Consider the following 26839-nt stretch of genomic DNA (forward strand, 5'->3'; position numbering starts at 1 on the left):
CCAATTTGATGCACTGAACGCCGCTTACCGGAGTTTGCTGTCTGATTCGCGGTGCTTGATCTTCGTGTGCCGCCCAAGGAGTTTTCGTGAGCGATATTGCCGTCGACGCACTCGATACCCAAACCGCTCTGGAAGCGCCGTCTCGCACTGCGATCGCGCTGGTGACTTTGGCGCTGGCTGTCGGCAGCTTCGGTATCGGTACGGGCGAATTCGTCATCATGGGACTCCTGCCGAATGTAGCCGACACCTTTGGCGTGACGACACCGCAGGCAGGTCATGTGATCAGCGCCTACGCGCTCGGCGTCGTGGTCGGCGCGCCGATCATTGCCGTGCTTGCCGCCAAGATGGCGCGCCGCACGCTGCTCCTGCTGATGATGGCGATCTTTGCCGCCGGCAACATCTCCAGTGCCTTCGCGCCGACCTTCGAAAGTTTCACTGTACTGCGCTTCATCACCGGCCTGCCGCACGGCGCCTATTTCGGCGTAGCAGCGCTGGTTGCCGCATCCATGGTGCCGGTGCATCGCCGCGTGCGCGCCGTCGGCCAGGTCATGCTTGGTCTTACGATCGCGACGCTCATCGGCACGCCGATCGCCACCTTCCTCGGCCAGTTGCTCGAATGGCGCGCTGCCTTCATGATGGTCGGCGCTATCGGTCTTGCGACCATGCTGCTGATCGCCCTCTTCCTTCCCAAGGACAGGGTCGAGGAAGGCGCCAGCATCACCCGTGAGCTCGGTGCGCTGAAGCGCATCCAGGTTTGGCTTTCGCTTGGTGTCGCCGCCGTCGGCTTCGGCGGCATGTTCTCGATCTTCAGCTATGTCGCCACGACGACCACGCAGGTCGCCGGCCTCGGCTCGGCCATGGTGCCGGTCGTGCTTGCGCTCTTCGGCATCGGCATGAATGTCGGCAACATCGTCGGTTCGCGCCTTGGCGACATCTCGATCAAGGGAACGATCGGCGGGATGATGATCTTCAACATCGTCATCATGACGCTCTTCTCGCTGACGGCTACCAACCCGATCATGCTCTGCATCTGCGTCTTCCTGATCGGCTGCGGCTTTGCCGCCTGCCCCGCCGTGCAGACCCGCCTGATGGATGTTGCCGCCGATGCTCAGACGCTGGCTGCCGCCTCCAATCACTCCGCCTTCAACATCGCCAATGCGCTCGGCGCCTGGCTAGGTGGTCTCGTGATTTCCTGGGGCTTCACGGCTGCCGCCACCGGCTATGTCGGCGCGGTCCTCTCCGTCGGCGGCCTTGCCGTATTTGCGCTCTCAGTTGGCCTGGAGCGCCGCACCGGGCGCGCATGAAGCTCCGGGGGCGATCAGCTGCTGGCGGCCGTCGCGGCAGAACACATTCTCCTCGCCCCATACGGCCATCGCCTTGATGATCGGCCCCAGGCTGGCGCCAAGCGGCGTCAGCGCATAGTCGACGCGCGGCGGCACCACAGGAAAGACGGTGCGCGACAGCAACCCGGATTCCTCCAGTTCCCGCAATTGCTTCGTCAGCATGCGCTGCGTCACCGACGGCAGCTTGCGACGGATTTCGTTGAAACGAAGCGTTCCCCCCAACAGATGAAACAGGATCACACCCTTCCATTTGCCGTCGAGCAGACTCAGCGTCGCCTCGACCGGGCATCCCGGGAAATTCCTGACAAGCTTGGAGCGGGGAACCGACATCGACAGTATCCTTTTTGTACCTACGTACAGAATTTGTGCATTCTTGTGCCTTTTGACGATAATGCGCATCTAGCCTCTGTGCAACAAAACCAGGAGCTTCTCCCATGCGCGCAGTCGCCTACAAGCAACCGCAACCCATTTCCGCAGAGACATCGCTGGTCGACATCGAGCTGCCGACGCCCGAGGCAAAGGGCCATGATCTGCTCGTCGAAGTGAGGGCCGTTTCCGTCAATCCGGTCGATGTCAAAGTCCGCGCCAACGTCGTTCCGAGCGAAGGCGAGTACAAGATCATCGGCTGGGATGCCGCCGGCATCGTCAAGGCTGTCGGCCCCGACGTCACCCTATTCAAGCCAGGAGACGAGGTCTTCTATGCCGGCGCGATCAATCGCAGCGGTTCGAATGCCGAGTTTCATCTCGTCGATGAGCGCATCGTCGGCGCCAAGCCGAAGAGTCTCGATTTTCCGGCCGCCGCCGCACTGCCGCTGACCTCGATCACAGCCTATGAGGCGCTGTTCGACCGCCTGAAGGTACAGGACCCGGTTCCCGGCGTCGCCAATGCCATCCTCATCATCGGCGGTGCCGGCGGTGTCGGATCGATCGCCATCCAGATCGCACGCGCGCTGACCGATCTCACCATCATCGCAACCGCTTCCCGTCCGGAAACGCAGGCCTGGGTCAAGGAGCTGGGCGCCCATCACGTCATCGATCATTCGAAGCCGCTTGCGCCGCAGATCGCGGCACTCGGCATCGGTGCTCCCGCTTTCGTGTTCTCAACGACAAATACGTCAGATCATATCGGCTCGATCGTCGAAGCCATCGCCCCGCAGGGACGGTTTGCGCTCATCGACGATCCGAAGACACTCGATGTCGTGCCCTTCAAGCGCAAGGCCGTGTCGATCCACTGGGAGCTGATGTTCACCCGTCCCCTGTTTAACACAGCCGACCAGATCGAGCAGCACAAGCTGCTGACGAAGGTTGCCGAGTTGGTGGATGCCGGCAAGATTCGCTCGACGCTGACGGAGACTGCGGGCGCGATCAATGCCGCAAACCTGAAGAAGGCGCATGCCCTTGTCGAGACCGGCAAGATGAAGGGCAAGGTCGTTCTGGCCGGTTTCTGAACGAGCAAAATTCATGGCAAATCAGGCTGGGCGCATGTCGTCCGGCTGCATTGTTTTAACGCATATGCACCAGGTTTTGTTGCATCGCAAAAATTTGCAGCCGCCTAAACAAAATTTTATCGCAGGATCGAGCGTTTAGGCGCTTCCACCTCTTGACTTTTTATGCCTTCGGCGCGACTTCTCGCGACATGGGGAACAGTGTTTTCCATACCGATTAACCGGAGCCATCTTTCGATGCCTAGCGACAGTAGTAGTCGATTGCCTTTGCCGTCAGTAGCATTCGTGCATTAACCGACTCCTGTCGGCTCGCCACGATCCGCTACGACGGCGGATCGACCGGAAAGGCGAGCTATAATGAACATAAACAGCTTTCCCGCGCGGGCCGGCAATGCCGCTCGTGCATTCATCAATAACAATCGCGCCGTCACCATCGCGGAACGTGTCGAGGCTCTGAACGCAGTCGACGTGGCTGAGGCTGCCCGCATTCTCGCCAAAATGCCGGAAGAGCGCGCCGTGCGCATTCTCGACCGGCCGGAGCTGCGCAACGCACACGCCATTCTCGAAGTCATGGGCAATGCGGATGCCGCACGGCTATTGCATGGCATGTCCAACGACCGTGTCGCCGACGTGCTGCTCGAAATGGATATCGATACGCGCGCCCGGCTCTTCGCCACCTTCGACGAGCATGCCAGGCAGGCGATCCAGGGCTTGATGGGCTATCCGCCGCGCACGGCCGGCGGCATCATGACGACGGAATTCGTCAGCGTGCTGGCAAGCTGGACGGTTGCGCAGACGCTCGATCACGTTCGCCAGGTCGAGCGCTCCCGCGAAACGGTCTACGCCATCTATGTCCTCGATGACGAGACGCATGTGCTGCTGCATGTCGTGACGCTGCGCCGCCTCATCACCGGCGAGCCGGATGCCTGCATCCTGACCGTCGCCCAGAAGGGCACGCCGGTTACGGCGCCGCCGCTGATGAAGCAGGAGGATGTCGCACGGCTGATCCGCCGGCACGACCTGCTGGCACTTCCTGTTGTCGACGACAAGGGCCACATGCTCGGTATCGTTACGGTCGACGACGTCATCGATACGATGATCGCCGACACGACCGAAGACGCCCAGAAATTCGGTGGTATGGAAGCCCTCGGCCAGCCTTACATGAAGATCAGCTTCGCCGGCATGATCCGAAAGCGCGCCGGCTGGCTCGCAGCCCTCTTCCTCGGCGAAATGCTGACGGCAAGCGCCATGCAGCATTTCGAAGGCGAGCTGGAAAAGGCTGTCGTGCTGACGCTCTTCATCCCGCTGATCATGAGCTCGGGCGGCAACTCCGGTTCGCAAGCGACCTCGCTGATCATCCGGGCGCTGGCGCTCGGCGAACTCAAGCTTTCCGACTGGTGGCGCGTAGCGCTCCGCGAGCTGCCGACCGGCATCGTGCTCGGCGCGATCCTCGGCCTCGTCGGCTTCGCCCGCATCGTGCTTTGGCAGAATATCGGCCTCTTCGACTATGGCCCGCACTGGCAGCTGGTCGCCCTTACGGTCTTCGCTGCCCTTATCGGTATCGTCACCTTCGGCTCGCTCGCGGGCTCGATGCTGCCGTTCGTCTTGCAGAAGTTGCGGCTTGACCCAGCCAGCGCATCGGCGCCTTTCGTCGCGACACTGGTCGATGTCACCGGCCTGGTGATCTATTTCTCGGTTGCGCTGCTGATCCTCAGCGGCACGATGCTCTGAGAACAACAAACCTCTTACGACAAAGGGGCCGGCAACGGCCCCTTTTCATTTTCACTCCGCCTGTTTCATTCAGGCTGTGGCAGTTTCAGAGCACCATTGGTCTTGATGGTGCGGATGGCGAAGTTCGAGCGCAGATCGACCACGCCGGGAAGCACCAGAAGCTTTTCCGACATCACCTTCTCATAGGCGGCCAGATCCTCCACCACGACCTCCGCCAGGAAATCGGCCGAACCCGAAATCAGATGGCAAGCGACGACTTCCGGAATGGCGAGCAATGCCGCCTGCTGCATTTCGGAGTTCTCCTTCGAGTGATGGCCGACCTTGAGCTCCACGAAAACGGTGAGGCCAAGTCCTGCTTCCTTGCGATCGATATCGGCGCGATAGCCGCGCAGAAGTCCCGATTTCTCCAGATTGCGAATGCGCCTGAGGCAGGGTGACGGCGAGAGATTCACCCGTTCGGCGATCTCGACATTGGTGGCGCGCGCGTCCTCCTGCAGACAGTTGAGGATCGCAATATCGAATTTATCCAGTTTTGGCATTTCCAGGAAATCCAGTTGCCCATATTGGCAGATTATTGCTGATAGCATGATTTTGAAGCCATAACTAGCAAGGACATGCCTCGGCCTTCGGCGCTATCTTTTCCTCATTCGAAAGATAACCGGATCGTTGGAAAGGATATGTCGATGACCGCTTTGTCTCTCTCCACCCGCAAGGCAACCCCCACCATGGTCGGCTATGCCGGTGCCATCGTCACCGTCTTGATCTGGGCGAACTGGATCCTTGCAACCCGCCACACGGCCGAAACGCAGATGGGCACGATCGATCTCGGCCTGATCCGCTATGGCGTGCCGGCGCTGGTGCTGGCTCCCGTCTGGTGGCGGACGGGCCTGCTGCCGAAGGGCGTGCCGCTGAAACTGCTGGCGCTGATGGTCTGTGGCTCAGGCGCCCTCTTCTTCCAGCTCACTACCTTCGCCATCCAGTTCACGCCCGCTTCCTCGGCCGGCATCCTGCTCGGCGGCTCCATGCCGCTGGCTGCCGCCCTAATCGGCATGCTTTTGTTCCGCGAACGGCTTGATGTCACCCGCTGGCTCGGCCTTGGCGGCATTGTTGCCGGCGTCGTCATCCTGCTTGCCCGCAGCCTCTATGGCGTGCAGATTTCCTGGGAGGGCTTTACGCTGCTGCCGCTGGCCGCCCTGCTCTGGGCAACCTACACCCACGCCTTCCGCCGCTCCGGGCTGAGCGCCGTACAGTCGAGTGCCATCATTGCCGTCTGGTCTTTCCTGATCCATGTCGGATTGGCCACCATCTTCGGCAGCTCGCTGACTTCAGTGCCTTTGCCGGAAATCGGCCTGCAGATCGTCAGCCAGGGGCTGCTGTCAGGCCTTGCCGCCACGCTTGCCTATGGTCTTGCCGTCCAGGCTCTCGGCGGCACGCAGGCCGCAGCCTTCACCGCCATCACCCCTGTTCTCGCCACGATCGGCGGCGGCTTCCTGCTCGGTGAAGAAATCGGAATGGCGGGCATTGCCGCAGCAATCGTCACAGGACTTGGGGTGGCGCTTTCGACGGGTGTGCTGGCCCGGAAGGCCGTCCAGCACTAATTCGCATCTTGCGGAGATATGGAGCGGTTCAGCGAAATGCTGAGCCGCTCTTTCTGTTTGCCGGTGCAATTCATGGAGCAAGGATCAAAATCGAAGGGCCATTGCGACGCGTCTGACCGGATCGGCACCGTGGGCAGCCTCATTCTCCAGGATCTGTGTGAGAACGGCTGGCCTTTCCTCGTCATCCAGAATGCGAAATCCCATTGAGGCATAGAAAGGCGCGTTGAAGGCCACTTGCCGGTCTGTGGTTAGAGTGACGCCCGCAGCACCTTGAGCTCTGGCCGCTTCAATCACAGCCTCCATCAGCCGCCGCCCGACACCTCGCTTCTGCCAGCGTCTGACGACATCGATTTCAGCGATGTGAACGGAGCCATCCTCGCGGATGCCGGCCAGGAAGCCGAACGGCGTGTCCTCGCCGTCCACGGCGACGAACAGCAGCCGCTCCGCCAGAGATTGCTGCAGCACGTCAAGAGGTAGCGATGTGGGTTCGCAGGCAACCGCGCCGGCCTCATGCAAGGCCCAGAAAGCATCGATCTCGATGTCAGCAAGCAGATGCAGCTCGTCGGCTCTGGCCGAACGGATCGCCCAGGTGTCCTCTGCTATATCGGTCATTCCATCTCACATATTCGGATAGACGGGTCCTTCGCCGCCCTGCGGGGGAACCCAGTTGATGTTCTGGTTGGGGTCCTTGATGTCGCAGGTCTTGCAGTGGACGCAGTTCTGGGCGTTGATGACAAAGGTTTCCTTGCCATCCTTCTCGACCCATTCATAGACGCCCGCCGGACAGTAGCGCGTCGACGGGCCGGCAAAGACATCGTGCTCCGACGATACCTGCAGCGCCATGTCCCTGACCTTGAGATGCACGGGCTGGTCTTCCTCGTGGTTGGTGTTCGACAGGAACACCGAGGAGAGGCGGTCGAAGGTCAAGACGCCATCCGGCTTCGGATAATCGATCTTCTGGTGCTGGGCCGCCGGCTCCAGCGAGGCGGCATCCGTCTTGCCGTGCTTCAACGTGCCGAAGAAGGAGAAGCCGAACAGCTGGTTCGTCCACATGTCGAGGCCGCCGAGCGCCACGCCGACCGCAGTGCCGAACTTCGACCACAGCGGCTTGACGTTCCTGACACGCTTCAGGTCCTTGCCGATATCCGACTGACGCCATTCGTTCTCGATCTCGATCACTTCGTCATTGCCACGACCGGCGGCGATCGCCGCGGCGATCTTGTCCGCCGCCAGCATGCCGGATAGCACCGCGTTGTGGCTGCCCTTGATGCGGGGAACGTTGACGAAGCCGGCCGAGCAGCCGATCAGCGCGCCGCCCGGGAAAGTCAGCTTCGGCACCGACTGCCAGCCGCCCTCGGTGATGGCGCGGGCGCCATAGGAAATACGCTTGCCGCCCTCGAAGGTGCCGCGGATCGCCGGATGCGTCTTGAAGCGCTGGAACTCCTCGAAGGGATAGAGATAGGGGTTCTTGTAGTTCAGATGCACGACGAAGCCGACGGCGACCAGATTATCCTCAAGATGGTAGAGGAACGAGCCGCCGCCCGTCTTCATGCCCAGCGGCCAGCCGAAGGAGTGCTGCACGAGGCCCTTCTTGTGGTTCTCGCGCTTGACCTCCCAAAGCTCCTTGATGCCGATGCCGAACTTCGGCACGTCGCTGTCCCGCGACAGATCGAACTTGGCGATCAGCTGCTTGGCAAGCGAGCCGCGAACGCCTTCGCCGATCAGCACATATTTGCCTAAGAGCGCCATGCCGCGGGTATAGTTCGGGCCGGGTTCGCCGTTCTTCTCGATGCCCATGTCGCCGGTGGCAACGCCGATGACGGCGCCCTCGTCATTGTAGAGAACTTCGGTCGCGGCAAAGCCGGGATAGATCTCGACGCCGAGGGCTTCCGCCTTCTCGGCCAGCCAGCGACAGACATTGCCGAGCGAGACGATGTAGTTGCCGTGGTTGTTCATCAGCGGCGGCATCAGGAAATTCGGCAGGCGGATGGAGCCGGCGGGGCCAAGGAACAGGAAGTGATCCGACGTGACCTTGGTCTTGAAGGGATGCCCCTCCTCCTCGCGCCAGTCCGGCAGCAGGCGATCGATGCCGATCGGGTCGACCACCGCGCCCGACAGGATGTGCGCGCCGACTTCGGCACCCTTTTCGAGCACGACGACGGTCAGATCCGGATTGATCTGCTTCAGCCGGATCGCAGCCGACAGACCCGCAGGACCTGCGCCGACAATCACAACGTCGAATTCCATGCTCTCGCGTTCCGGCAGCTCGCTCGCGTCAGTCATTCACTCTCTCCGCTTGGCCGGCATCCTTGATATCGGATCGCAGCCTCATCCCCGTTGGGCGTCTTCCCCGTTTCGTTTATCTCTTGTCAAAACAAGAGAGGATTGTCGAGCCGGGAAGCGACAGGCAATCCTCCAATTCGCCCAACGTAGCTATCAAGTTAAATTACGCTTACGTTAACGTCAATATTTCACCGAGATTTACCGATTTCGTCCCGCCATGCGCTTTCAAAATCGGCCTGCCGCACTCTATAAGTTTCAACCGGGAAATCCGGATAGCATGAAGGGTGATCAAAATGGATCTTCGTATCGGCGGGAAACGTGCGCTTGTGCTTGCTTCGTCCAAGGGACTGGGACACGGCATTGCCGTTGCGTTGGCCCGCGAGGGTGTCAATGTGCTGCTCTGCGGCCGCAGCGGCGACCGGCTGGATAGCAATTGCAAGGCGATCAATGCCGAAGGCAAGGGCCGCGCCGACTGGATCTGGGCCGACCTCAACGACGAGAACTTCGTGGATGTCGTCAGCAAGGCTGCCGTCGAAAAGCTCGGGGGCATCGACATTCTCGTCAACAACAGCGGCGGCCCGACACCGGGGACGACAGAGGATATGACCGCCGACCGACTGGAGACCTATTTCATTTCCATGGTGGCGCGGATCATCAGCCTGGCCAATGCGCTCTTGCCGGGCATGAAGGCACAAGGCTGGGGCCGTATCCTCACTGTCGCCTCCTCCGGCGTCGTCGAGCCCATCCCCAATCTTGCGCTTTCCAATACGCTGCGCCCGGCCCTTGCCGGCTGGAGCAAGACGCTGGCTAGCGAAGTTGCGGCTCATGGCATCACCGTCAATATGCTTTTACCGGGCAGCATCGCCACCGACCGACTGGCCGAACTCGACACGGCCGCGGCCAAGCGCGGCGGCAAAAGCCTGGAGGATGTCAGCGCCGAGCGCCAGCAGCGCATCCCTGCCGGTCGATACGGCCGCATCGAGGAGTTCGCCGCCACGGCCGCCTTCCTCTGCAGCGAACCGGCAAGCTACGTGACAGGCACCATGGTCCGCTGCGATGGAGGAGCTGCCCGCTCACTTTAAGGCCGTTGCCGACGAGCAGAGTGCAGGCCCTTGCAAAGAGGGCCTGACAACACAATTACGTGAGTGCCGACGACACTCCCATGCGCGCGACAGCATGCATTCACACTATAAATACCGCCCAAGGCTGTTTTGCCGCTCGATTATTACATAACGGCAATCAAAAAATAGTCATTTGACTGATTGTTGCACTGCACAAACAGAAACAATTCGAAAGCTTTCCAAGCTTTAATTTTTCGTCGTGCCGAACTGTGGTAGATTGCACGGCATCAGCGTTCATGAATTCGCGTTAAAGGGACAGAATTACCGAACGTTAGCGGTAACGGCGATGTATGGATTGCGGCGAAGCTCGTCTTTGTTGTGCGGCGCAATAAATACACTCCAACGTCACCGCGCTTCCTGCAACAAGCCCCGACCGGTTCTTTAAGTATGAAAAAATTCTGGCTTCCCCTCGGCCTTCTTGTCGTCGCAGCCCTCGTGGCCTGGGGCTATCGCGACCGTATTCCTTTCCTTTCCGCATTTGTCGATCGGGCTTCGGCAGAGACCAAAGACTCTAGCAAGGCGGCGCAGGCCGGCAGCAAGCGTCAGGCAGGCCCAATCGCCGTAAAGACGGTCGCCGCCGTCAAAACTACGCTTCCCATGGATGTCTCCGCGACCGGCTGGGTCGTGCCGATCGATTCAACGACGATCGCCGCGCAGGAAGCTGGGCTGATCACGCAGATTGCGGTGAAAGATGGCGCAACGGTCAAAGCCGGCGATCTGATCGCAAAGCTCGATCCGCGTACGGCACAGGCTGCTGTCAACAAGGACCAGGCGAACATTACGAAAGACCAGGCAAACCTTGCCCAAGCGGAGACCGCGCTGACCCGTGCCAATAGCCTGCTCACGAGCAGCGCCGGCACTCAGGCGACTGCCGACGAAGCGCGTGCGACCCGCGACGCCGCCATTGCCACGCTCAGCGCGGACCAGGCACAACTTGCCTCGGATCAGGTTATGCTCGGAAACACCGACATACGGGCACCCTATGATGGCCGGCTTGGCGATGTTCAATTGAGCCTGGGTGCTTATGTCAGCGCCGGCACGTCAATCGTCACGATTGCCAGATATAATCCGGCATACATCAAGTTCACCTTGCAGGAAAACAACCTGCGCGAACTGCAGGAACAGCTGGCCGCGGGTCCTGTCCAGGTGACCACCGTTCCTCGTTCCGCACAGGGCAAGCCTCGTACCGGAACAATCAGCTTTTACGACAACACAGTCGACCAGGCTTCCGGAACAATTGCTGTAAAGGCAACGTTCGAGAATGCCAACGGCGCCTTGTGGCCGGGACGCTCCACGAATGTCATGGTTCACTTTGCCGACAACGAGCAGCTTATCGTCGTGCCGACCGTTGCCGTCAGCCCGGGGCCGGACGGCTACATCGCCTTTGTGGTGAAGGACAACAAGGTCAAGATCACGCCAGTGACAATTGCTCGTGCCAATGGCGGTCGCACAGCCGTCGCCACGGGCCTTTCGGTCGGCGATCATGTCGTTGTCGAAGGCCAGTCGCAACTGAACAACGGCACCGACGTCAAGGAGCAGTTCAGCGACAATCCAAACGAGAAGGTCGCTTCGGCCGATGATGGAAAAACCGAAACCATCGCAGTTGGAGCGCAACAATGATCCCGACCTTCTGTATCCAGCGTCCGGTCGCGACCACGCTTCTCGCGATCGGCGTGGTGCTTGCCGGTCTCGCCGGCTATCAGCTCATCCCCGTCGCGGCTGTGCCGCAGGTGGATTTCCCGACGATCAACGTCTCGGCCCAGCTGACGGGCGCCTCACCACAGACAATGGCGACGTCGGTCGCCACGCCGCTGATCAAGCAGTTCGAGACGATCCCCGGCATCAGCGAAATTTCTTCGACAAACTCGCTTGGCAATACCAGCATCGTGCTGCAGTTCAATCTCGACCGCAACATCGACGCCGCCGCCGGTGACGTGCAGGCGGCGATTTCGACCGCGCAAAGAAAACTTCCCAACAACCTGACCACCCCGCCAAGCTACAGGAAGACCAATCCGGCCGACGCGCCTGTCATGCTGATCGCCGTACAAAGCGACACCTTGCAGCGCAGCAAGCTCGACGATATCGCCGAGAACATCATCTCTCCATCGATCTCGACACTGCCTGGCGTCGCCGAAGTGACCGTAAACGGGGCACAGACCTACGCGGTGCGTATCGACGTCGACCCCAACAAGCTTTTGGATCGCGGCATCGGTATCGACACGGTCAACACAGCCGTCGTCAACGCCAACAACCAGGTCCCGGTCGGCACGTTGCAAGACGCGGCGCAGAGCATGACGATCAATGCGGATACGCAGCGCGTCAACGCCGACGAGTTTCGCACACTTGTGATTGCCAATCCCAACGGCAAGCCAATTCACCTCGGCGATGTCGCCGACGTGCAAGACAGCGTGGAAAACCAGAATATCGGCAGCTGGTATGATGGCCGGCGGGCGATCATTCTAGCCATTCAACGCCAGCCCGATGCCAATACCGTCGACGTCGTCGATGCCGTCAACAAGACACTGCCGAAGCTGCAGGCCGAAATGCCGGCTTCCGTTAAAATGACCGTTATGAACGACTCGGCCCAGCCGATCCGCGAGGCCATCTCGGACGTCAAGTTTACCTTGCTGCTGACCATCGGTCTCGTCGTTCTCGTCATTTACCTGTTCACGGGCCACGTGACGGCAACGATTATTCCCGGCCTCGCCGTGCCTCTTTCGCTCATATCTACTTTCGGCATGATGTATGTGCTCGGCTATAGCGTCGACAATATCTCGCTGCTCGGATTGACGATTGCGGTAGGCCTCGTGGTGGACGACGCGATCGTCATGCTGGAGAACATTCTACGGCACATGGAAGAAGGCATGCCTGCGCTGCAGGCGGCCATCAAAGGCGCGGGCGAAGTCAGCTATACGATTATCTCCATGTCTATTTCGCTGATCGCCGTGTTCATCCCTATCTTGCTGATGGGTGGCGTCGTCGGCCGCATCTTCAACGAATTCGGCATGGTCGTGGCCATCGCCATCGTTTCGTCCGCCGTGGTCTCGCTGACCGTTACGCCGATGCTCGGCTCACGTCTCTCCAACGCCCACAGCCATCCTCCTCTGCCGGTACGCCTCTTCAACAAGGGCTTCAACTGGACCGAGGTCAATTACGGCAAGGGCGTGGAATGGTGTATTCGCCATCGCTACATGGTGCTTGGAAGCTTCCTTGCTTCGGTCGCGCTCTCGGCCTACCTCTTCCTGACGCTGCCGGCCAGCTTCTTCCCGCAGGAAGACATCGGCCGGCTGCAGATTTCCACACGCGCCCGCCAGGATATCTCCTATCCGGCGATGCGCGACCTGCAGAACCAGGCCGCTGCCGCGATCCAGGCAAACCCTGCCGTCGAGCACGTGATGTCGGTTGTCGGCGCCAGCGCTCGCCAGACACTCAACAACGGTACGATCTATGCTCAGCTGAAGGATAAGAAGGATCGTCCGCCGCTCGACCAGACTTTGCGCGAAATGCGCGCCGCCGTCGCCAAGATCCCGGGCATACAGGTCTTCATCAACCCTCAGCAAAGCCTTCGCTTCGGTGGACGCCAGACGGCCAGCCAGTATCAGCTCGTCATCCAGGCACTCAGCGCCGATCTGACGAACCAGTGGGCCAACAAGATGCTGCAGGAAATGCGCAAGGATCCACGTTTCACCGACGTGACCACCGACGCGCAATATAACGCATTGCAGGCCAATATTGTGGTCGATACGGAGAAGGCTGCCGCCTACGGCATCAACAACAATCTGCTGCGCACCACGCTTGAAGAGGCCTTCAGCGACTACGCCGCCGCACAGATCCAATCGACCGGCGACAGCTATGACGTGATCATCGAATATGACGCGAACCAGCCTTGGGACGACCAGAAACTGTCGCGCATCCATGTGACGTCTTCGAGCGGCCAGCAGGTTCCGTTATCGGCCTTCGCGCACATCGAGCGCAACACCGGTCCGGTGACCATCAACCAGACCGGCCAGCTCGTCTCGACCACGGTATCCTTCAACCTGCCGGCCGGCGAAGCGCTTGGCGACGCCACGGCACAGATCGAACAGATCAAGAAGGACATTAACATGCCGGCGGACATCTTCACGTCCTACGGCGGTACGGCGCAGATCTTCCAGCAGTCGCAGGGCAGCACACCCTACCTGATCCTCGCTGCGGTGCTGACGATCTACATGGTTCTCGGCGTTCTCTACGAAAGCTTCATCCACCCGCTGACCATTCTGTCCGGTCTGCCGGCCGCCGCTCTCGGCGCACTGCTTGCGCTGAAGATCTTCGGCTTCGACCTGTCGGTCATCGCGCTCATCGGCTTGCTGATGCTGATCGGTATCGTCAAGAAAAACGCGATCATGATGATCGACGTGGCGCTGGAAACGCTGCGCTCGAGTACTGGCATGTCGCCGGCGGAAGCGATCCACGAAGCCTGCGTACGCCGTTTCCGCCCGATCATGATGACCACCTTTTGCGCCCTGCTCGGTGCCCTGCCGATCGCGGTCGGTGGCGGCGCAAGCTCTGAGCTGCGCCAGCCGCTCGGTATCGCCGTGGTTGGTGGCCTGGTGGTTTCACAGCTTTTGACCCTGTTCATCACGCCGGTCATCTTCCTTGAGATGAACCGCCTGAGCGACTTCCTCGGTCGTTTCGGCCGGCGCGAGGACGACGACCCGCACCAGAAGGAACCGCCGTCGGCGATTGCCGCGGAATGACAAAAACGGGCGCCGAAAGGCGCCCGTTCCTTTTCAAGCAAAGCGAAACGCATGCGTGTGAAATACTGTCTGCGGATGCGGCGGCCGAACGAAAATAAAACCACCTCCATGTCTTGAACTTGAAGCCCAGCCATGTCATGACGCGCCCTCTTTGCGACAGGGCGCGTCACGCGTCTCATCAGGGGCTTGGCCCCAATCCAGACAATTTCGACGAAAGGGAGTGCGGGCATGGCTCGGGCGCTTGGTTTCGACTTCGGCACGACGAACACGGTTCTGGCACTGGCTGATGGACCCGCGACGCAATCGGTCGCCTTCAACAGCGCGGCCGGTACCGCCGACAGCATGCGCACCGCGCTCTCCTTCATGAAGGACCCTGGGCTGGGTGCAGCCGCGCTCAAGGTCGAGGCCGGGCATGCGGCGATCCGGCAGTTCATCGACAATCCCGGCGACTGTCGCTTCCTGCAGTCGATCAAGACCTTTGCAGCGAGTGCCCTCTTCCAGGGCACGCTGATCTACGCCAAGCGCCACAGCTTCGAGGATCTGATGGAGATCTTCGTGCGCCGCCTGCGTGCCTATGCCGGAGAGGGATGGCCGGAAAACGTTTCGCGCATCGTCACCGGCCGACCGGTGCATTTTGCCGGCGCCAACCCGAACCCCGCCCTTGCGACGGAGCGCTACAATGCTGCGCTCACGCGGTTCGGCTTTCCGGAAATCCATTATGTCTACGAGCCGGTGGCGGCCGCCTTCTATTTCGCCCAGCATCTGAAAGAGGATGCGACCGTGCTGGTCGCAGACTTCGGCGGCGGCACGACCGACTATTCGCTGATCCGCTTCGAAACCCATGGCGGCAAGCTGACGGCGAAGCCGATCGGCCACTCCGGCGTCGGCATTGCCGGCGATCATTTCGACTTCCGGATGATCGACAACATCGTCGCGCCGGCGATCGGCAAGGGCAGCTTCTTCAAGAGCTTCGACAAGCTCCTGGAGGTTCCTACTTCCTACTACGCCAATTTCGGCCGCTGGAACCAGCTCTCGATCTTCAAGACCTCTCGCGAATATGCCGACCTGAAGACGCTGGTGCGCAGCAGCCTGGAGCCGGAGAAGCTGGAAACCTTCATCGAGCTGGTCGAACACGACGAGGGTTATCCGCTCTATCAGGCCGTCTCCGCAACGAAGATGGCTCTTTCGAGCGAGGAAGAAGCGGAGTTCAACTTCCCGCCGCTCGGCAAGGCCGGCCGCAAGCATGTTCGCCGCGCCGATTTCGAAAGCTGGATCGCCGAGGATCTCGCCCGCATCGAAAGTGCGCTGGACGACGTGCTGACAACGACGAACACATCGCCCGATGCAATCGACAAGGTGTTTCTGACAGGCGGCACCTCCTTCGTGCCGGCGGTGCGGCGCATCTTCACGGAGCGCTTCGGCCAGGAGCGGATCGAGACGGGCGGCGAATTGCTGTCCATTGCCCATGGTTTGGCCCTAATCGGCGAACGCGACGATATCGCCCAGTGGACGGCCTGACATAGCGCCCACCCTGCCCTTTCGTTCCTGCGCCGCTTTGGATAGAGTTCGCGCATGATTTCCGCCAGCGACCTCACACCGGCCGAACTTGCCGCCCTTCTGCATTTCCATGCGGATGCCGGCGTCGATTGGCTACTGGAAGAGCAGCCGGTGGATCGCTTTGCCGAATTCGAAGCCATGCGCGCCGCAAGACAGGGCGCACGTGCCGCGCAGCCCAGGACGGAAGCTCCGGCACCCGCCGCGCGATCGCAGCCCGAGCGCCGCCCGGCCGCAAAGCCTACGGCATCTCCCGCAGCCGCCGCGCCGCCGCGCGCCGCGCCGGCCATTCCCGATGAGCAAGCCGTGGAGCAGGCCCGATTCGCGGCCGAAAGTGCGCGCTCTCTCAGCGAGCTAAAGACTGCGATCGAAGCCTTCAACGGCTGCAATCTCAAGAACAGCGCCCGCTCGACGATCTTTGCGAGCGGCACGCCGGAGGGTCGGATCATGGTGATCGGCCCAATGCCGAGTGCCGACGACGATCGCGAGGGCGCACCGTTTGCCGGCCGCGCAGGCCAGTTGCTGGACCGGATGCTGGCCGCCATCGGGCTGCAGCGCGATACGATTATGCTCACCAACGTCATTCCATGGCGGCCGCCCGGCAATCGCGCCCCTTCCCCGGCCGAAATCGAGATATGTCGTCCCTTCATAGAACGACAGATCGCACTCGCCGAGCCGAAGGCTTTGCTGTTGCTTGGCAATTTCACCGCTCGCCACTTTTTCGGCGGTGGCGAAACCATCCATGGATTGCGCGGACAATGGCGGGAAATCAGCATTCTCGGACGAACTGTCCCCGCCATCGCCAGCCTGCATCCGCAGGAACTGCTGACCGCGCCGATCAACAAACGCCTGGCCTGGAGCGATCTTCTGGCCTTCAAGAATTATATCGCCGCTGAAATATTAGGCTGATTCCACCAGGTATTAACGGAGAATGACACTAGTCATGCGTTTTCAGCATGGCAGTCTTCTTTTGCTGTGCATTGCAGAATCTATGCTGCACTGCAATATAAGTGGTGTCTTGGGAGGAATTCGAAAGGAACCAAGGCAATGACTGCACGTTTTCGCCCTATTCACTGCGGGTTTGATACACTACGACGCGCCATTGAACCTGTGCGCGCCACAAACAGCCATCGCAACCTCGGCATCGCTGCCAATGAGCAGATGACTGCACGAGGCACAGGCGTTTCCGCCCGCATCGGCCGTCCGACGGCCATTTTCGCCGACTTCCGCGCCTGCTGACCTGCGGGCGCGAATTGCGCGATAATTCAGCGTAGCGTTTAAGTATCGGAATTTTCATCATGTCATCGGGTTTGCGTTCATTCATCGCTCTGTTCGATTCCGTCGGGCACATCGGCTCTGCGGTGCGGGCCGCCGAGGAGTTCGAGCGCGCGCGCAATTTTCGCAAGGACGAGTGCAGCAGCACAAGCGCTGCCCGGATCGCCGCGGCCAGCATCCCGCTTTGAGATTTTATCGGCAGAATTGCGCTGCCTGATCATCGGCTCGAGCCGAACGGGCAAATCTAAGAGAGACCTGCACTCTAGGCGGACCGCGCCCAAGCGAAAGCTTCATCGACCGCTGCCAATTTCACGGCCTGCCATCCGCAATACTGATCGAGAAAATTGCGCGATATCCACATACGCGTCTTCTTGGATTCGTCATGCCAGCCGATATCCCCACGATCGGCAGATTTGCGCAGGAGACGCTGCAAATGGGTGCGGGATATCATGAAATGTGCCGCCAGCGCGCGAGCATCGACACGACCGATATCGATTCGATCGACGACCTCTCCGCTGAGGTCCAGCTTAGACATGATGTAGTCGACGACTAGGCCGCCGGACTCCGTCCAGAGGAACAGGGCAACGCTTTCCGGCGGTTCACGCCAGATGTCGGTCGCCAGGCAATTGCGGGCCATGCGCGGCTGAGCCAGATCCATCAACATGGGCGACGCAACCAGTGCAGCCGCGCGGCCGCCATCGTCAAGAAGATCGAGCGCGGCCAGATTGGCAAGATACCAACCGAACATCGCCGAGTAGGTGGTTTCAGTCGGCACGTAACGGCGCGGACGGCGAGCGGGACCGGGGGCCAGCTCCAGGAAGCGATAGGTGAGCAATTCCTCTATGAAACTCAGGACCGTATTGCGGCTGGCGACGCGGTAATGCGTGATGAGGTTACGCAGCGCGACAACGGTCAGGCCCGAGCCTGGGACCGCCGGATCATATTCAAGATGAAGCGCATAGGCTGACTGGCTCAAAAGCCACCGCTGATGCGAAGCGAGCATGCGCGCAACCCTTGGGCCGCTGTCATAACGGTTACGCAATGTCTCGGAGAGAAAGCTCAGGGATGCTACGAACTTGGGATGACGAGCAAGTTGCTCGATGGGAAAACTCAATCGGGCCTCCTGGGGTGCCCTTCTTAAAAAGCAACAGAAAGTGGATGTTTCATTTTTGTGAACGAAATCACCGGAATCGATCATAATTCCGACATCTAATAGCATGCTATAGTTATGCAAGCGCTCTTATATCGCAAGAAGTTAAACAAATAATTTACTTTAAATTATTGTTTCCCTACCGTAACGGCCTGCGTTTGACGGTAATGCAGTCATGATGATCCACCTGAACGTTATGGTAGCAATTGCACTGCCAATCTGCAAATGCGGGCGGAGAGTTACCGGTTTTCATTCGAATAGCTGAAATGAGAGCGGCCTGGCGAGCGAATACTTGTTGTGCCATAACAAAACATATCGGCATTGCGATATGACTTTAACTTTGGTTCAGATTTCGGTGTAATGATGCGGCCACTTTCAGTCTGGAGGAGGACTTCGGACTGCGCCCGCCACAGCATAGCCTGATCAGGATAGACCATGCGTACAGACACCGGCCAGATCATCAATCTGGCAGACTATCGTCCCACCGACTTCGTTCTGGAACGCGTGGACCTCACCTTCGATCTGCATCCGACTGAGACCAAGGTGGAGGCAAGGCTGATCTTCCATCGTCGCGAAGGTATCGATCCCAAGGCACCCCTCGTGCTCGATGGCGATGAACTGGTCCTCTCCGGCCTGCTGCTCGATCAGGGCGAACTTCCAGCCGAACAATATGATGCGACGCCCGAAAGCCTGACCATTCGCGACCTGCCTGAAAGCACGCCTTTCGAGCTGACGATCACGACCGTCATCAATCCCGAGGCCAACACCCAGCTTATGGGCCTCTATCGCACCGGCGGCATCTATTGCACGCAGTGCGAGGCCGAAGGTTTCCGCCGCATTACCTACTTCCCCGACCGGCCGGATGTTCTCGCGCCCTACACCGTCAATATCATTGCCGACAAGGCCGCCAATCCGCTGCTGCTGTCGAACGGCAATTTCCTCGGTGGCGCCGGCTATGGCGAAGGCAGGCATTTCGCCGCCTGGTTCGATCCGCATCCGAAGCCGAGCTATCTCTTTGCGCTGGTTGCCGGCGATCTGGGTGTCGTCGAAGACACGTTCACCACCCTATCCGGCCGTGAGGTCGCGCTGAAGATCTATGTCGAGCACGGCAAGGAGCCGCGCGCGACTTATGCCATGGATGCGCTGAAGCGCTCGATGAAGTGGGACGAGGAGCGGTTCGGCCGCGAATACGATCTCGACATCTTCATGATCGTCGCCGTATCGGATTTCAACATGGGGGCGATGGAGAACAAGGGTCTCAACGTCTTCAACGACAAATACGTGCTCGCCGATCCCGAGACGGCAACCGATGCCGACTACGCCAATATCGAAGCGATCATCGCGCATGAGTACTTCCACAACTGGACGGGCAACCGTATCACCTGCCGCGACTGGTTCCAGCTCTGCCTCAAAGAGGGCCTGACCGTCTATCGCGATCACGAATTTTCCGCCGACCAGCGGTCGCGTCCCGTCAAGCGCATCGCCGAAGTCCGACACCTGAAATCGGAACAGTTTCCGGAGGATAGTGGTCCGCTTGCCCATCCGGTGCGCCCGACGAAATACCGCGAAATCAACAACTTCTACACGACGACGGTCTATGAGAAGGGCAGCGAAGTCACACGCATGATCGCGACGCTGCTCGGCCGCGATCTGTTCAAGAAGGGCATGGACCTCTATTTCGACCGGCACGACGGACAGGCCGTGACGATCGAAGACTTCGTCAAGTGCTTCGAAGATGTCAGCAGTCGCGATCTCGCGCAGTTTTCGCTGTGGTATCATCAAGCCGGCACGCCCCTCGTCACCGCCTCCGGCGCTTATGATGCCGACGCCAAGACGTTCACCCTGTCGCTCGAGCAGATGGTGCCGGCAACGCCCGGCCAGAGCATCAAGAAGCCCATGCACATTCCGCTGCGCACGGGCTTGCTTGCCGAAGACGGCACCGTCATCACGCCGGCATCCGTCACCGGAGCCGAGCTGACCGGCGACGTATTGCACCTGACGAAGCAGACGCAGACGGTGACGTTCCACGGCATTCCCTCGCGGCCGGTCCTATCGCTCAATCGCAGCTTCTCGACGCCGATCAACCTGCAATTCAGCCAGAGCGCCAGCGATCTCGCACTGATCGCCCGCTACGAGACCGATCATTTCGCCCGCTGGCAGGCGCTTCTCGACCTCGGCCTGCCTAACCTCTTGCAGGCGGCGCGCGATGCGCGCCAGGGTGCCGAGATCACCTGCGATCCAGCCTTCACCGATGCATTGCTCGCGGCCGCAGCCGACGAAAGCCTGGAGCCGGCCTTCCGCGCCCAAGCGCTCGCCTTGCCGAGCGAAGCCGATATTGCCCGCGAGCTTGGCGGCAATAACGATCCGGACGCCATTCATGCCGCGCGCCAGACAATCCTCAAACGGGTCGCCGAGGCCGGTAAAGCCGTCTTCACCGCGCTTTATGACAGCATGCAGACGCCAGGTCTCTTCAACCCGGATGCGGCAAGCGCCGGCCGCCGTGCACTGCGCAATGCGGCGCTAAGCTATCTCTCGCAGCTGGATGAGACGCCGGCACGAGTCAAGGCGGCTTATGATGCCGCGAACAACATGACCGATCTCAGTGCCGCGCTGACCATTCTGGCGCAGCGCTTCCCTGATGCTGCCGAGACTGCGACAGCGCTTGCGCATTTCCGCGACCGCTTTGCGGACAATGCGCTTGTCATCGACAAATGGCTCGCCATCCAGGCCGCGATCCCCGGCGCCGGTGCGCTGGAGCGTATTCGGCTGCTCATGGAAACGCCGCTGTTCAAGCGCACGAATCCGAACCGGGTGCGTGCGCTTGTTGGCACCTTTGCGTTTGCGAACCCCACCGGCTTCGGCCGGGCTGACGGCGCCGGATACAATTTCCTCGCCGACGAGATCCTCGAGATCGATCAGCGCAACCCGCAGCTTGCGGCCCGCATCCTGACTTCGATGCGCTCCTGGCGGCTGTTGGAGCCAGTGCGCGCCGACCATGCCCGCTCGGCGCTGATGCGGATCGAGCGCGCAGGCGGTCTTTCGACCGATGTGCGCGACATTGTGGATCGCATCCTGAAGGAGTGATTTCGATCGCCGAGCGTGCCGATTTCAAAGGCTGATTTGCATCGGCCTTTTCAGCTTGAACGAGTCCCGAACGCGCGCAACTTACCGGTGCGTGTGTAAAATATGCTGAAATCGCAGATGGTTAAGAAAGTTTTACCGCACCCTCTGGACAAGCCGAATCACGAATGATTCATTAGGGCAGATTCGGGCGAGCGGCGCAGCGAATCACACGAGGGACAAGGCTAAAGCGATGGTGGACGTGCGGCGGGCAACCGCGGCCGATGGACGGCTGCGTGTTAATTTCGACGGTCTGAAATCCTGGCATAGCGGCGTTACCGATCGAACCGGAGTGCGGGTAGAGACGATTTCGCGTCGTTTTCCGCAGACGGAACATATTCTCAAGCGCATCATTCCCGTCCTCATCGTCTCCTTCCTGATGGTCGTCGCCGCCTCGCATTTCTTCGGCATGATCACGGAACATAGCCGGATGGCGGCGTCCGCCCGCCGCACGACCTCGCTTTCCATCGCCGCCGCATCCGCAGCCTTTTCGAATGACGCCAGCCTGTTTCAGGCAGGCGACCGCAGCGGCGCCGAGCGGAAACTCGCCTCCTACCTGCCGCAGGATCGGCTGGATATCGGCGCCTTCGTTCTGCTCGTGCAGTCGAGCGGACGGGTGTTCGGTTCATCCGCGGCAGGCTCCGGCTATATCGGCATGCTGGTCTCCGACTTCTTTCCGGAAGTGTCGGCCATCCGCAGTTTCGGGGACCATGCCGGCGTGATCGAGACAATGATCGGCGGCGAACCCTACTATGCGGCGATTTCCCTGATCGGCGACAAAGGCGATTTCATCCTGTCGGCTGCATCGATGGACCAGATCGACAAGCTTTGGCGCGACGAGCTGACGCTGAACGTGACGCTGTTTGCCGGCATATCCTCCATCCTGCTCGTCATCCTCTACGCCTATTACACCCAGGTGAAACGCGCCAGGGACGCGGACGAAATCTTCCTTGAATCCAACCTGAGGGTCGAGACCGCGCTGTCGCGCGGACGCTGCGGCCTCTGGGATTTCGATTTCACCAGCCGCCAGTTCTTCTGGTCGCGGTCGATGTACGACATGCTGGGGCTGCCGGTCGCCGACAAGCCGCTCGCCTTTACAGATGCGGCGCGGCTGATGCATCCGGATGACAACAGCCTGCATATGCTTGCTCGCACAGTCACCCGCGGTAATGCCGGCCAGGTGGACCAGATCCTGCGCATTCGCCACGCCAAGGGGCATTATGTCTGGATGCGCGCCCGCGCCCAGGTGATCCGCACCAATTCCGGCCGCGTCCACATGATCGGCATCGCCATGGATGTGACCGAACAGCACCGGCTGGCGCAACGCTATGCCGAGGCCGACCAGAGACTGGCCGATGCGATCGAGTGTACGTCCGAAGCCTTCGTGCTGTGGGACAAGAACGATCGCCTCGTGATGTGCAATGCCCATTTCCAGCAGGCCTATGGTTTGCCGGACAATGTGCTCGTGCCCGGCACCGAGCGCGCCGTCGTCAATGCCGCTGCCGCCCGCCCTGTCATCGAGCGTCGCATCGTCGATCCCGGCCGCTCCAACCATTCGCAGACGACGGAAGTGCAGCTCGCCGACGAGCGCTGGCTGCAGATCAACGAACGCCGCACCCGCGACGGCGGCCTCGTCTCCGTCGGCACCGATATCACGCAGCTGAAGCGCAATCAGGAGCGTCTTCGCGAGTCCGAACGCCGGCTGATGGCAACCATCAACGATCTCTCCGCATCACGACAGATCCTGGAAAAGCAGAAGGCGGAGCTTTCGACCGCCAACACCAACTATCTCGCGGAGAAGGAACGCGCCGAAGCCGCCAACAAGGCCAAATCGGAATTCCTCGCCAACATGTCGCACGAGCTGCGCACGCCGCTCAATGCCATTCTCGGCTTCTCGGAAATCCTGCAGGACCAGATGTTCGGTCCGCTCGGTTCCGCCCGCTACAACGAATATGCCAAGGACATTCACGACAGCGGCAAGCATTTGCTCAATGTCATCAACGACATTCTCGACATGTCCAAGATCGAAGCCGGGCATATGAAGCTCTCCTGCGAGCCGATCAATCTCGCGCCGCTCATCGAGGAATGCCTGCGTTTCACCCGTATTCCGGCCGCGCAGAAGAACATTCTCGTCGAGCAGACCATTTCTTCCGACATCAAGCTCAATGCCGACCGGCGGGCAATGAAGCAGATCGTGCTGAACCTGCTCTCCAATGCGGTGAAATTCACCAACGATGGCGGCCGCATCGCGGTTCGCACACGCAGGGTCGACGATGCGGTCATGCTCGTCATCGCCGATACCGGCATCGGCATACCGAAATCGGCACTGAGCAAGATCGGCCAGCCCTTCGAGCAGGTGCAGAGCCAATATGCGAAGAGCAAGGGCGGCTCCGGCCTCGGGCTCGCCATTTCCAGATCACTGACCGCCCTGCATCATGGCCGCATGCGCATCCGCTCGCGCGAGGGCATCGGCACCGTTATCGCGATCCGTATCCCGGATCAGCGCTGATCAGCTTCCAACCGTCGCCTGGAATATTTTCCGCACCGCCTTCGACAAGCGCTTCAGCTCGGCCTCCAGCGTGCGGATATCAGGGCAATCGCCGGCGCGGCAGACCAGCTCGATCAGGCCGGAAGGCGTATTTTTCGGATCGAACGTGCCGTCAATGCAAAGGCGGATAAGCTGCGATACTTCCGTGTAGAGTTGCAGGGCCTCCAGGCAAACGTCGAGATCATTGCGATCCATCAGGCTGCCACCGAGCAATTTCAACGCTTCGGCCGTGCTGAGGCCGTTTGCGTCGATACCGACGCCGTGGACCGGCGCGATCAGCCGCAGATATTGCGCGATGAACTCGATATCGATCAGGCCGCCGGGAATCAGCTTCAGATCCCAAATGCTTTCCGGCGGCTTTTCCTGTTCGATCAGGGCACGCATCTCGCGAACATCCTTGGCGATCTTGGCGACATCTCTCCTTGTCGATAGAACCTCGCCGATGACACGCTCCGCATCGTTCACCAATTCCTCGTCGCCGCCGATCAGCCGCGCCCGCGAAAGCGCCATATGCTCCCAGGTCCAGGCTTCCTCGCGTTGGTACTTTTCGAACGAATTGATGCGCGTGGCGACCGGCCCCTTGTTGCCGGAGGGACGCAAGCGCATATCGACCTCGTAGAGCACGCCTTCGGCCGTCGGCGCCGAAAGGGCCGCGATCAGTCGCTGGGTAATGCGGGTGAAATAGCGCGTCGCATCAAGCGGCTTAGGCCCATCGGATTCGCCGGCCGTGTCGTCGTAATCGTAAAGCAGGATGATATCGATGTCGGAGCCGGCCGAAAGCTCGAAGCTGCCGAGCTTGCCCATGCCGACAACGGCAATGCGGCCGCCGGGATATTCGCCGTGTGCTGTCCGGATTTCCTTCATGACAGCATCGAGTGCCGCCTCGACGATCAGATCGGCAAGGTAGGTGAAGGCGCGGGCCGCCATGACGCCGCCAATCGCGCCCGTCAGCAGCCGAATGCCGATCAGGAAGCGTTGTTCGGATGCGAAGATGCGCAGCAGGTCGAGTGTCTCTTCATAGTGCCTTGCCGGAGCCAGGAAGCTCTTGAGGCGTTCGGCGAGATAATCGCGCGTCGGCAGCTCGGCCATGAGTCTCGGATCCAGCATGCCGTCGAAAACGTGCGGCTTGGCGGCTATGATCTCCGCAAGTCGCGGCGCCGACGACATGATGTTGACGATGAGTGAGAGAAGCGCGGGATTGGTCCCGAGCAGCGAGAAGAGCTGGATGCCCGCCGGCAGGCCGGAGATGAAGCTGTCGAAACGCAACAGCGCCTTGTCGGCACGCTTGCTCTCACCGAAGACGCGCAGCAGTTCCGGCGTCAGCTCCGTCAGCCGCTCGCGCGCCTCGACCGATTGCGTTGCGCGATATCGGCCGTAGTGCCAGGTACGGATGACATTGGCGATGTCGGATGGTCTTTCAAAGCCGAGGCGGCGCAGCGTCTCCAGCGTGTCGGGATCATCTCCCTGGCCGGTAAAGACCAGATTGCCGGTTTCGGTCGACAGCTTGGTTTCCTGCTCGAAGAGGCGCGCATAGCGACGCTCGACCGTCTTCAGCGTCGTCACCAGAGCTTCAGAGAAAGCCGATACGTCGGCAAAGCCCATCATGTAGGCGATGCGCCGCAGCTCGGCATCCGTTTCCGGCAACAGATGCGTCTGCTCATCGCGCACCATCTGGATTCGGTGCTCGACATCGCGCAGGAACCAATAGGCCGTTGCCAGCTCGTCGCGGGTTTCCGCGTCGATCCACTTCGCCTCCGTCAGCTCGGCGAGTGTCTGCTCCGTCGACCGGCAGCGCAGGGCCGGCATGCGGCCGCCGGCGATCAGCTGCTGCGTCTGCACGAAGAACTCGATCTCGCGAATGCCGCCGCGGCCGAGCTTGACATTGTGTCCCTTGACCGCGATCGCGCCATGCCCCTTATGCGCGTGAATCTGCCGCTTGATGGAGTGGATGTCTGATATCGCGGCGTAATCGAGATATTTGCGGAAGACGAAGGGCACGAGATCGCGGATGAAAGCCTGACCGGCAGCGACATCGCCGCCGACGGGCCGGGCCTTGATGAAGGCGGCGCGCTCCCAGTTCTGCCCCCTGCCCTCATAATAGATCATCGCCGCATCGACCGGGATCGCAAGCGGCGTCGAGCCGGGATCGGGGCGCAGACGGAGATCGGTGCGGAAGACATAGCCATCCGCAGTGCGTTCCTGCAGGATGCGCACCAGCCGCCGCATCAGCCGCGGAAAGATGTCGATGGCATCATCGGGATCGGGAACGATGCCCGCCATCTCGTCGAAGAAGACGACCAGATCGATATCGGAGGAATAGTTCAGCTCCTCGGCGCCGAGCTTGCCCATGCCGAGCACGATCAGGCCGGATTTCCGGCTTGGAGCGGAAGGATCGGAGACCACGATCTTTCCGGCTTCATGCGATGACAGCAACAGATGGTCGATGGCCGCGGAAATGGAAGCCTCCGCGAGCCGGCTCAACCAACGGGTCGTCACCCTGCCGTCATAGATGCGCGCGAGATCGGCGAGTGCGACCAGAAAGGCGACGCGGCGCTTGGCGATACGCAAACGGCTCATCACCTCGGATTCCGAGGGCGAAGCTCCCTCGGCCGGCAGCCAGGATTGCCGAGCCTCCTCGACCAGAGCTTCGATCTGCGGCGACAGCGGCTTATTGATCGCGGCGACGAGCAACGACGGTTCGAGATTGGCGATTTCACGCAGATGAGGCGACAATGCCAACGCGGCGACGATAAAATCCCGCAATGCGCTCTCACCGGCAAGGAGATCGGCGACGACAGGCTCGCCGCCGGCGATCTGCTTGAGATCTGCCAGCGCAGACTTCGCCTCCGCCTGGTTCAGCGGCCGCAACCGCCCGGGCGGAACATCCCGCAGCAAATCGCTTTGCGTCGTCGTCATGCAGCTCTCCCCAACAGCA

19 protein-coding genes are annotated in these 26839 nt (G+C 60.6%); 13 read left to right on the forward strand and 6 right to left on the reverse strand.

Annotation, left to right across the window (positions count from 1 at the left end):
- Positions 1–86: 86 nt before the first annotated feature.
- Positions 87–1304, forward strand: coding sequence for an MFS transporter (locus AC13Q5_RS04240; RefSeq protein ID WP_457882144.1), 1218 nt, complete (start codon positions 87–89; stop codon positions 1302–1304).
- Here the strand turns inward: AC13Q5_RS04240 and AC13Q5_RS04245 are convergent.
- Positions 1269–1673: a winged helix-turn-helix transcriptional regulator gene (locus tag AC13Q5_RS04245; protein ID WP_075852076.1), complete on the reverse strand. Its 405-nt coding sequence runs from the start codon at positions 1671–1673 to the stop codon at positions 1269–1271. The genes AC13Q5_RS04240 and AC13Q5_RS04245 overlap by 36 nt on opposite strands.
- Before the next feature lie 104 nt (positions 1674–1777).
- Between AC13Q5_RS04245 and AC13Q5_RS04250 the strand changes: the two genes are divergently transcribed.
- Entirely contained in the window at positions 1778–2791 is a 1014-nt protein-coding gene (locus AC13Q5_RS04250) for a zinc-binding alcohol dehydrogenase family protein (RefSeq protein ID WP_488500914.1), read from the forward strand.
- 354 nt (positions 2792–3145) lie between these two features.
- Complete coding sequence (gene mgtE, locus AC13Q5_RS04255) at positions 3146–4519, forward strand: magnesium transporter (RefSeq protein WP_075852074.1); 1374 nt, start codon at positions 3146–3148, stop codon at positions 4517–4519.
- A gap of 65 nt (positions 4520–4584) precedes the next feature.
- Here mgtE and AC13Q5_RS04260 read toward each other — a convergent pair whose 3' ends face one another.
- A complete protein-coding gene (locus AC13Q5_RS04260; protein ID WP_488500915.1) occupies positions 4585–5058 on the reverse strand; it encodes an Lrp/AsnC family transcriptional regulator in 474 nt (157 codons plus the stop codon).
- 144 nt (positions 5059–5202) lie between these two features.
- On the opposite strand from AC13Q5_RS04260, the gene AC13Q5_RS04265 reads away from it, so the two are divergent.
- The gene (locus tag AC13Q5_RS04265) at positions 5203–6117 is read left to right on the forward strand and encodes a DMT family transporter (RefSeq protein ID WP_457882146.1); all 915 of its coding nucleotides are present in this window, start codon (positions 5203–5205) and stop codon (positions 6115–6117) included.
- Positions 6118–6201: 84 nt separating this feature from the next.
- On the opposite strand, the gene AC13Q5_RS04270 is transcribed toward AC13Q5_RS04265, so the two are convergent.
- Positions 6202–6729, reverse strand: coding sequence for a GNAT family N-acetyltransferase (locus AC13Q5_RS04270; protein ID WP_083961295.1), 528 nt, complete (start codon positions 6727–6729; stop codon positions 6202–6204).
- A 6-nt stretch (positions 6730–6735) separates the two neighbouring features.
- Entirely contained in the window at positions 6736–8400 is a 1665-nt protein-coding gene (locus AC13Q5_RS04275; RefSeq protein WP_488500916.1) for an electron transfer flavoprotein-ubiquinone oxidoreductase, read from the reverse strand.
- Between the two features lie 293 nt (positions 8401–8693).
- Here AC13Q5_RS04275 and AC13Q5_RS04280 point away from each other — a divergent pair, with 293 nt between their 5' ends.
- From AC13Q5_RS04280 to AC13Q5_RS04310, 7 genes are all read left to right on the forward strand, one after another.
- Complete coding sequence (locus AC13Q5_RS04280; protein ID WP_488500917.1) at positions 8694–9482, forward strand: SDR family oxidoreductase; 789 nt, start codon at positions 8694–8696, stop codon at positions 9480–9482.
- A 426-nt stretch (positions 9483–9908) separates the two neighbouring features.
- Positions 9909–11141, forward strand: coding sequence for an efflux RND transporter periplasmic adaptor subunit (locus tag AC13Q5_RS04285; RefSeq protein WP_488500918.1), 1233 nt, complete (start codon positions 9909–9911; stop codon positions 11139–11141).
- Positions 11138–14257 carry an efflux RND transporter permease subunit gene (locus AC13Q5_RS04290; protein ID WP_488500919.1) on the forward strand — a complete coding sequence of 1040 codons (3120 nt, stop codon included), beginning with the start codon at positions 11138–11140 and terminating at the stop codon, positions 14255–14257. Before AC13Q5_RS04285 ends, AC13Q5_RS04290 begins: the two co-directional genes overlap by 4 nt.
- Positions 14258–14485: 228 nt before the next feature.
- On the forward strand, positions 14486–15775 hold the full coding sequence (locus AC13Q5_RS04295; protein WP_488500920.1) for an Hsp70 family protein: 1290 nt from the start codon (positions 14486–14488) through the stop codon (positions 15773–15775).
- Positions 15776–15829: 54 nt separating this feature from the next.
- Positions 15830–16720, forward strand: a complete 891-nt coding sequence (locus AC13Q5_RS04300) for a uracil-DNA glycosylase (RefSeq protein WP_488500921.1) — start codon at positions 15830–15832, stop codon at positions 16718–16720.
- A gap of 138 nt (positions 16721–16858) precedes the next feature.
- On the forward strand, positions 16859–17050 hold the full coding sequence (locus tag AC13Q5_RS04305) for a hypothetical protein (protein ID WP_075852066.1): 192 nt from the start codon (positions 16859–16861) through the stop codon (positions 17048–17050).
- A gap of 59 nt (positions 17051–17109) precedes the next feature.
- Entirely contained in the window at positions 17110–17274 is a 165-nt protein-coding gene (locus AC13Q5_RS04310; RefSeq protein ID WP_457882152.1) for a hypothetical protein, read from the forward strand.
- A gap of 74 nt (positions 17275–17348) precedes the next feature.
- On the opposite strand, the gene AC13Q5_RS04315 is transcribed toward AC13Q5_RS04310, so the two are convergent.
- Positions 17349–18200, reverse strand: coding sequence for a hypothetical protein (locus AC13Q5_RS04315; RefSeq protein ID WP_488500922.1), 852 nt, complete (start codon positions 18198–18200; stop codon positions 17349–17351).
- 471 nt (positions 18201–18671) lie between these two features.
- On the opposite strand from AC13Q5_RS04315, the gene pepN reads away from it, so the two are divergent.
- Both pepN and AC13Q5_RS04325 read left to right on the forward strand, forming a co-directional pair.
- On the forward strand, positions 18672–21320 hold the full coding sequence (gene pepN, locus AC13Q5_RS04320; RefSeq protein ID WP_488500923.1) for an aminopeptidase N: 2649 nt from the start codon (positions 18672–18674) through the stop codon (positions 21318–21320).
- Positions 21321–21549: 229 nt separating this feature from the next.
- The gene (locus tag AC13Q5_RS04325) at positions 21550–23865 is read left to right on the forward strand and encodes a PAS domain-containing sensor histidine kinase (protein WP_075852063.1); all 2316 of its coding nucleotides are present in this window, start codon (positions 21550–21552) and stop codon (positions 23863–23865) included.
- On the opposite strand, the gene AC13Q5_RS04330 is transcribed toward AC13Q5_RS04325, so the two are convergent.
- Positions 23866–26820, reverse strand: a complete 2955-nt coding sequence (locus AC13Q5_RS04330; RefSeq protein ID WP_488500924.1) for a bifunctional [glutamine synthetase] adenylyltransferase/[glutamine synthetase]-adenylyl-L-tyrosine phosphorylase — start codon at positions 26818–26820, stop codon at positions 23866–23868.
- Positions 26821–26839 lie beyond the last annotated feature (19 nt).

The organism is Martinezella sp. CNPSo 3964 (genome assembly GCF_057784375.1).

Excerpts from the sequence above, each read along its gene's own strand:
- pepN (WP_488500923.1), top strand. The coding sequence starts at position 18,672 with ATGCGTACAGACACCGGCCAGATCATCAATCTGGCAGACTATCGTCCC.
- AC13Q5_RS04325 (WP_075852063.1), top strand. The coding sequence starts at position 21,550 with ATGGTGGACGTGCGGCGGGCAACCGCGGCCGATGGACGGCTGCGTGTT.
- AC13Q5_RS04275 (WP_488500916.1), bottom strand. The coding sequence starts at position 8,400 with ATGACTGACGCGAGCGAGCTGCCGGAACGCGAGAGCATGGAATTCGAC.
- AC13Q5_RS04250 (WP_488500914.1), top strand. The coding sequence starts at position 1,778 with ATGCGCGCAGTCGCCTACAAGCAACCGCAACCCATTTCCGCAGAGACA.
- AC13Q5_RS04310 (WP_457882152.1), top strand. The coding sequence starts at position 17,110 with ATGTCATCGGGTTTGCGTTCATTCATCGCTCTGTTCGATTCCGTCGGG.
- AC13Q5_RS04290 (WP_488500919.1), top strand. The coding sequence starts at position 11,138 with ATGATCCCGACCTTCTGTATCCAGCGTCCGGTCGCGACCACGCTTCTC.
- AC13Q5_RS04270 (WP_083961295.1), bottom strand. The coding sequence starts at position 6,729 with ATGACCGATATAGCAGAGGACACCTGGGCGATCCGTTCGGCCAGAGCC.
- AC13Q5_RS04305 (WP_075852066.1), top strand. The coding sequence starts at position 16,859 with ATGACTGCACGTTTTCGCCCTATTCACTGCGGGTTTGATACACTACGA.
- AC13Q5_RS04330 (WP_488500924.1), bottom strand. The coding sequence starts at position 26,820 with ATGACGACGACGCAAAGCGATTTGCTGCGGGATGTTCCGCCCGGGCGG.
- AC13Q5_RS04285 (WP_488500918.1), top strand. The coding sequence starts at position 9,909 with ATGAAAAAATTCTGGCTTCCCCTCGGCCTTCTTGTCGTCGCAGCCCTC.
- AC13Q5_RS04265 (WP_457882146.1), top strand. The coding sequence starts at position 5,203 with ATGACCGCTTTGTCTCTCTCCACCCGCAAGGCAACCCCCACCATGGTC.
- AC13Q5_RS04245 (WP_075852076.1), bottom strand. The coding sequence starts at position 1,673 with ATGTCGGTTCCCCGCTCCAAGCTTGTCAGGAATTTCCCGGGATGCCCG.
- AC13Q5_RS04295 (WP_488500920.1), top strand. The coding sequence starts at position 14,486 with ATGGCTCGGGCGCTTGGTTTCGACTTCGGCACGACGAACACGGTTCTG.
- AC13Q5_RS04260 (WP_488500915.1), bottom strand. The coding sequence starts at position 5,058 with ATGCCAAAACTGGATAAATTCGATATTGCGATCCTCAACTGTCTGCAG.
- AC13Q5_RS04300 (WP_488500921.1), top strand. The coding sequence starts at position 15,830 with ATGATTTCCGCCAGCGACCTCACACCGGCCGAACTTGCCGCCCTTCTG.
- AC13Q5_RS04280 (WP_488500917.1), top strand. The coding sequence starts at position 8,694 with ATGGATCTTCGTATCGGCGGGAAACGTGCGCTTGTGCTTGCTTCGTCC.
- mgtE (WP_075852074.1), top strand. The coding sequence starts at position 3,146 with ATGAACATAAACAGCTTTCCCGCGCGGGCCGGCAATGCCGCTCGTGCA.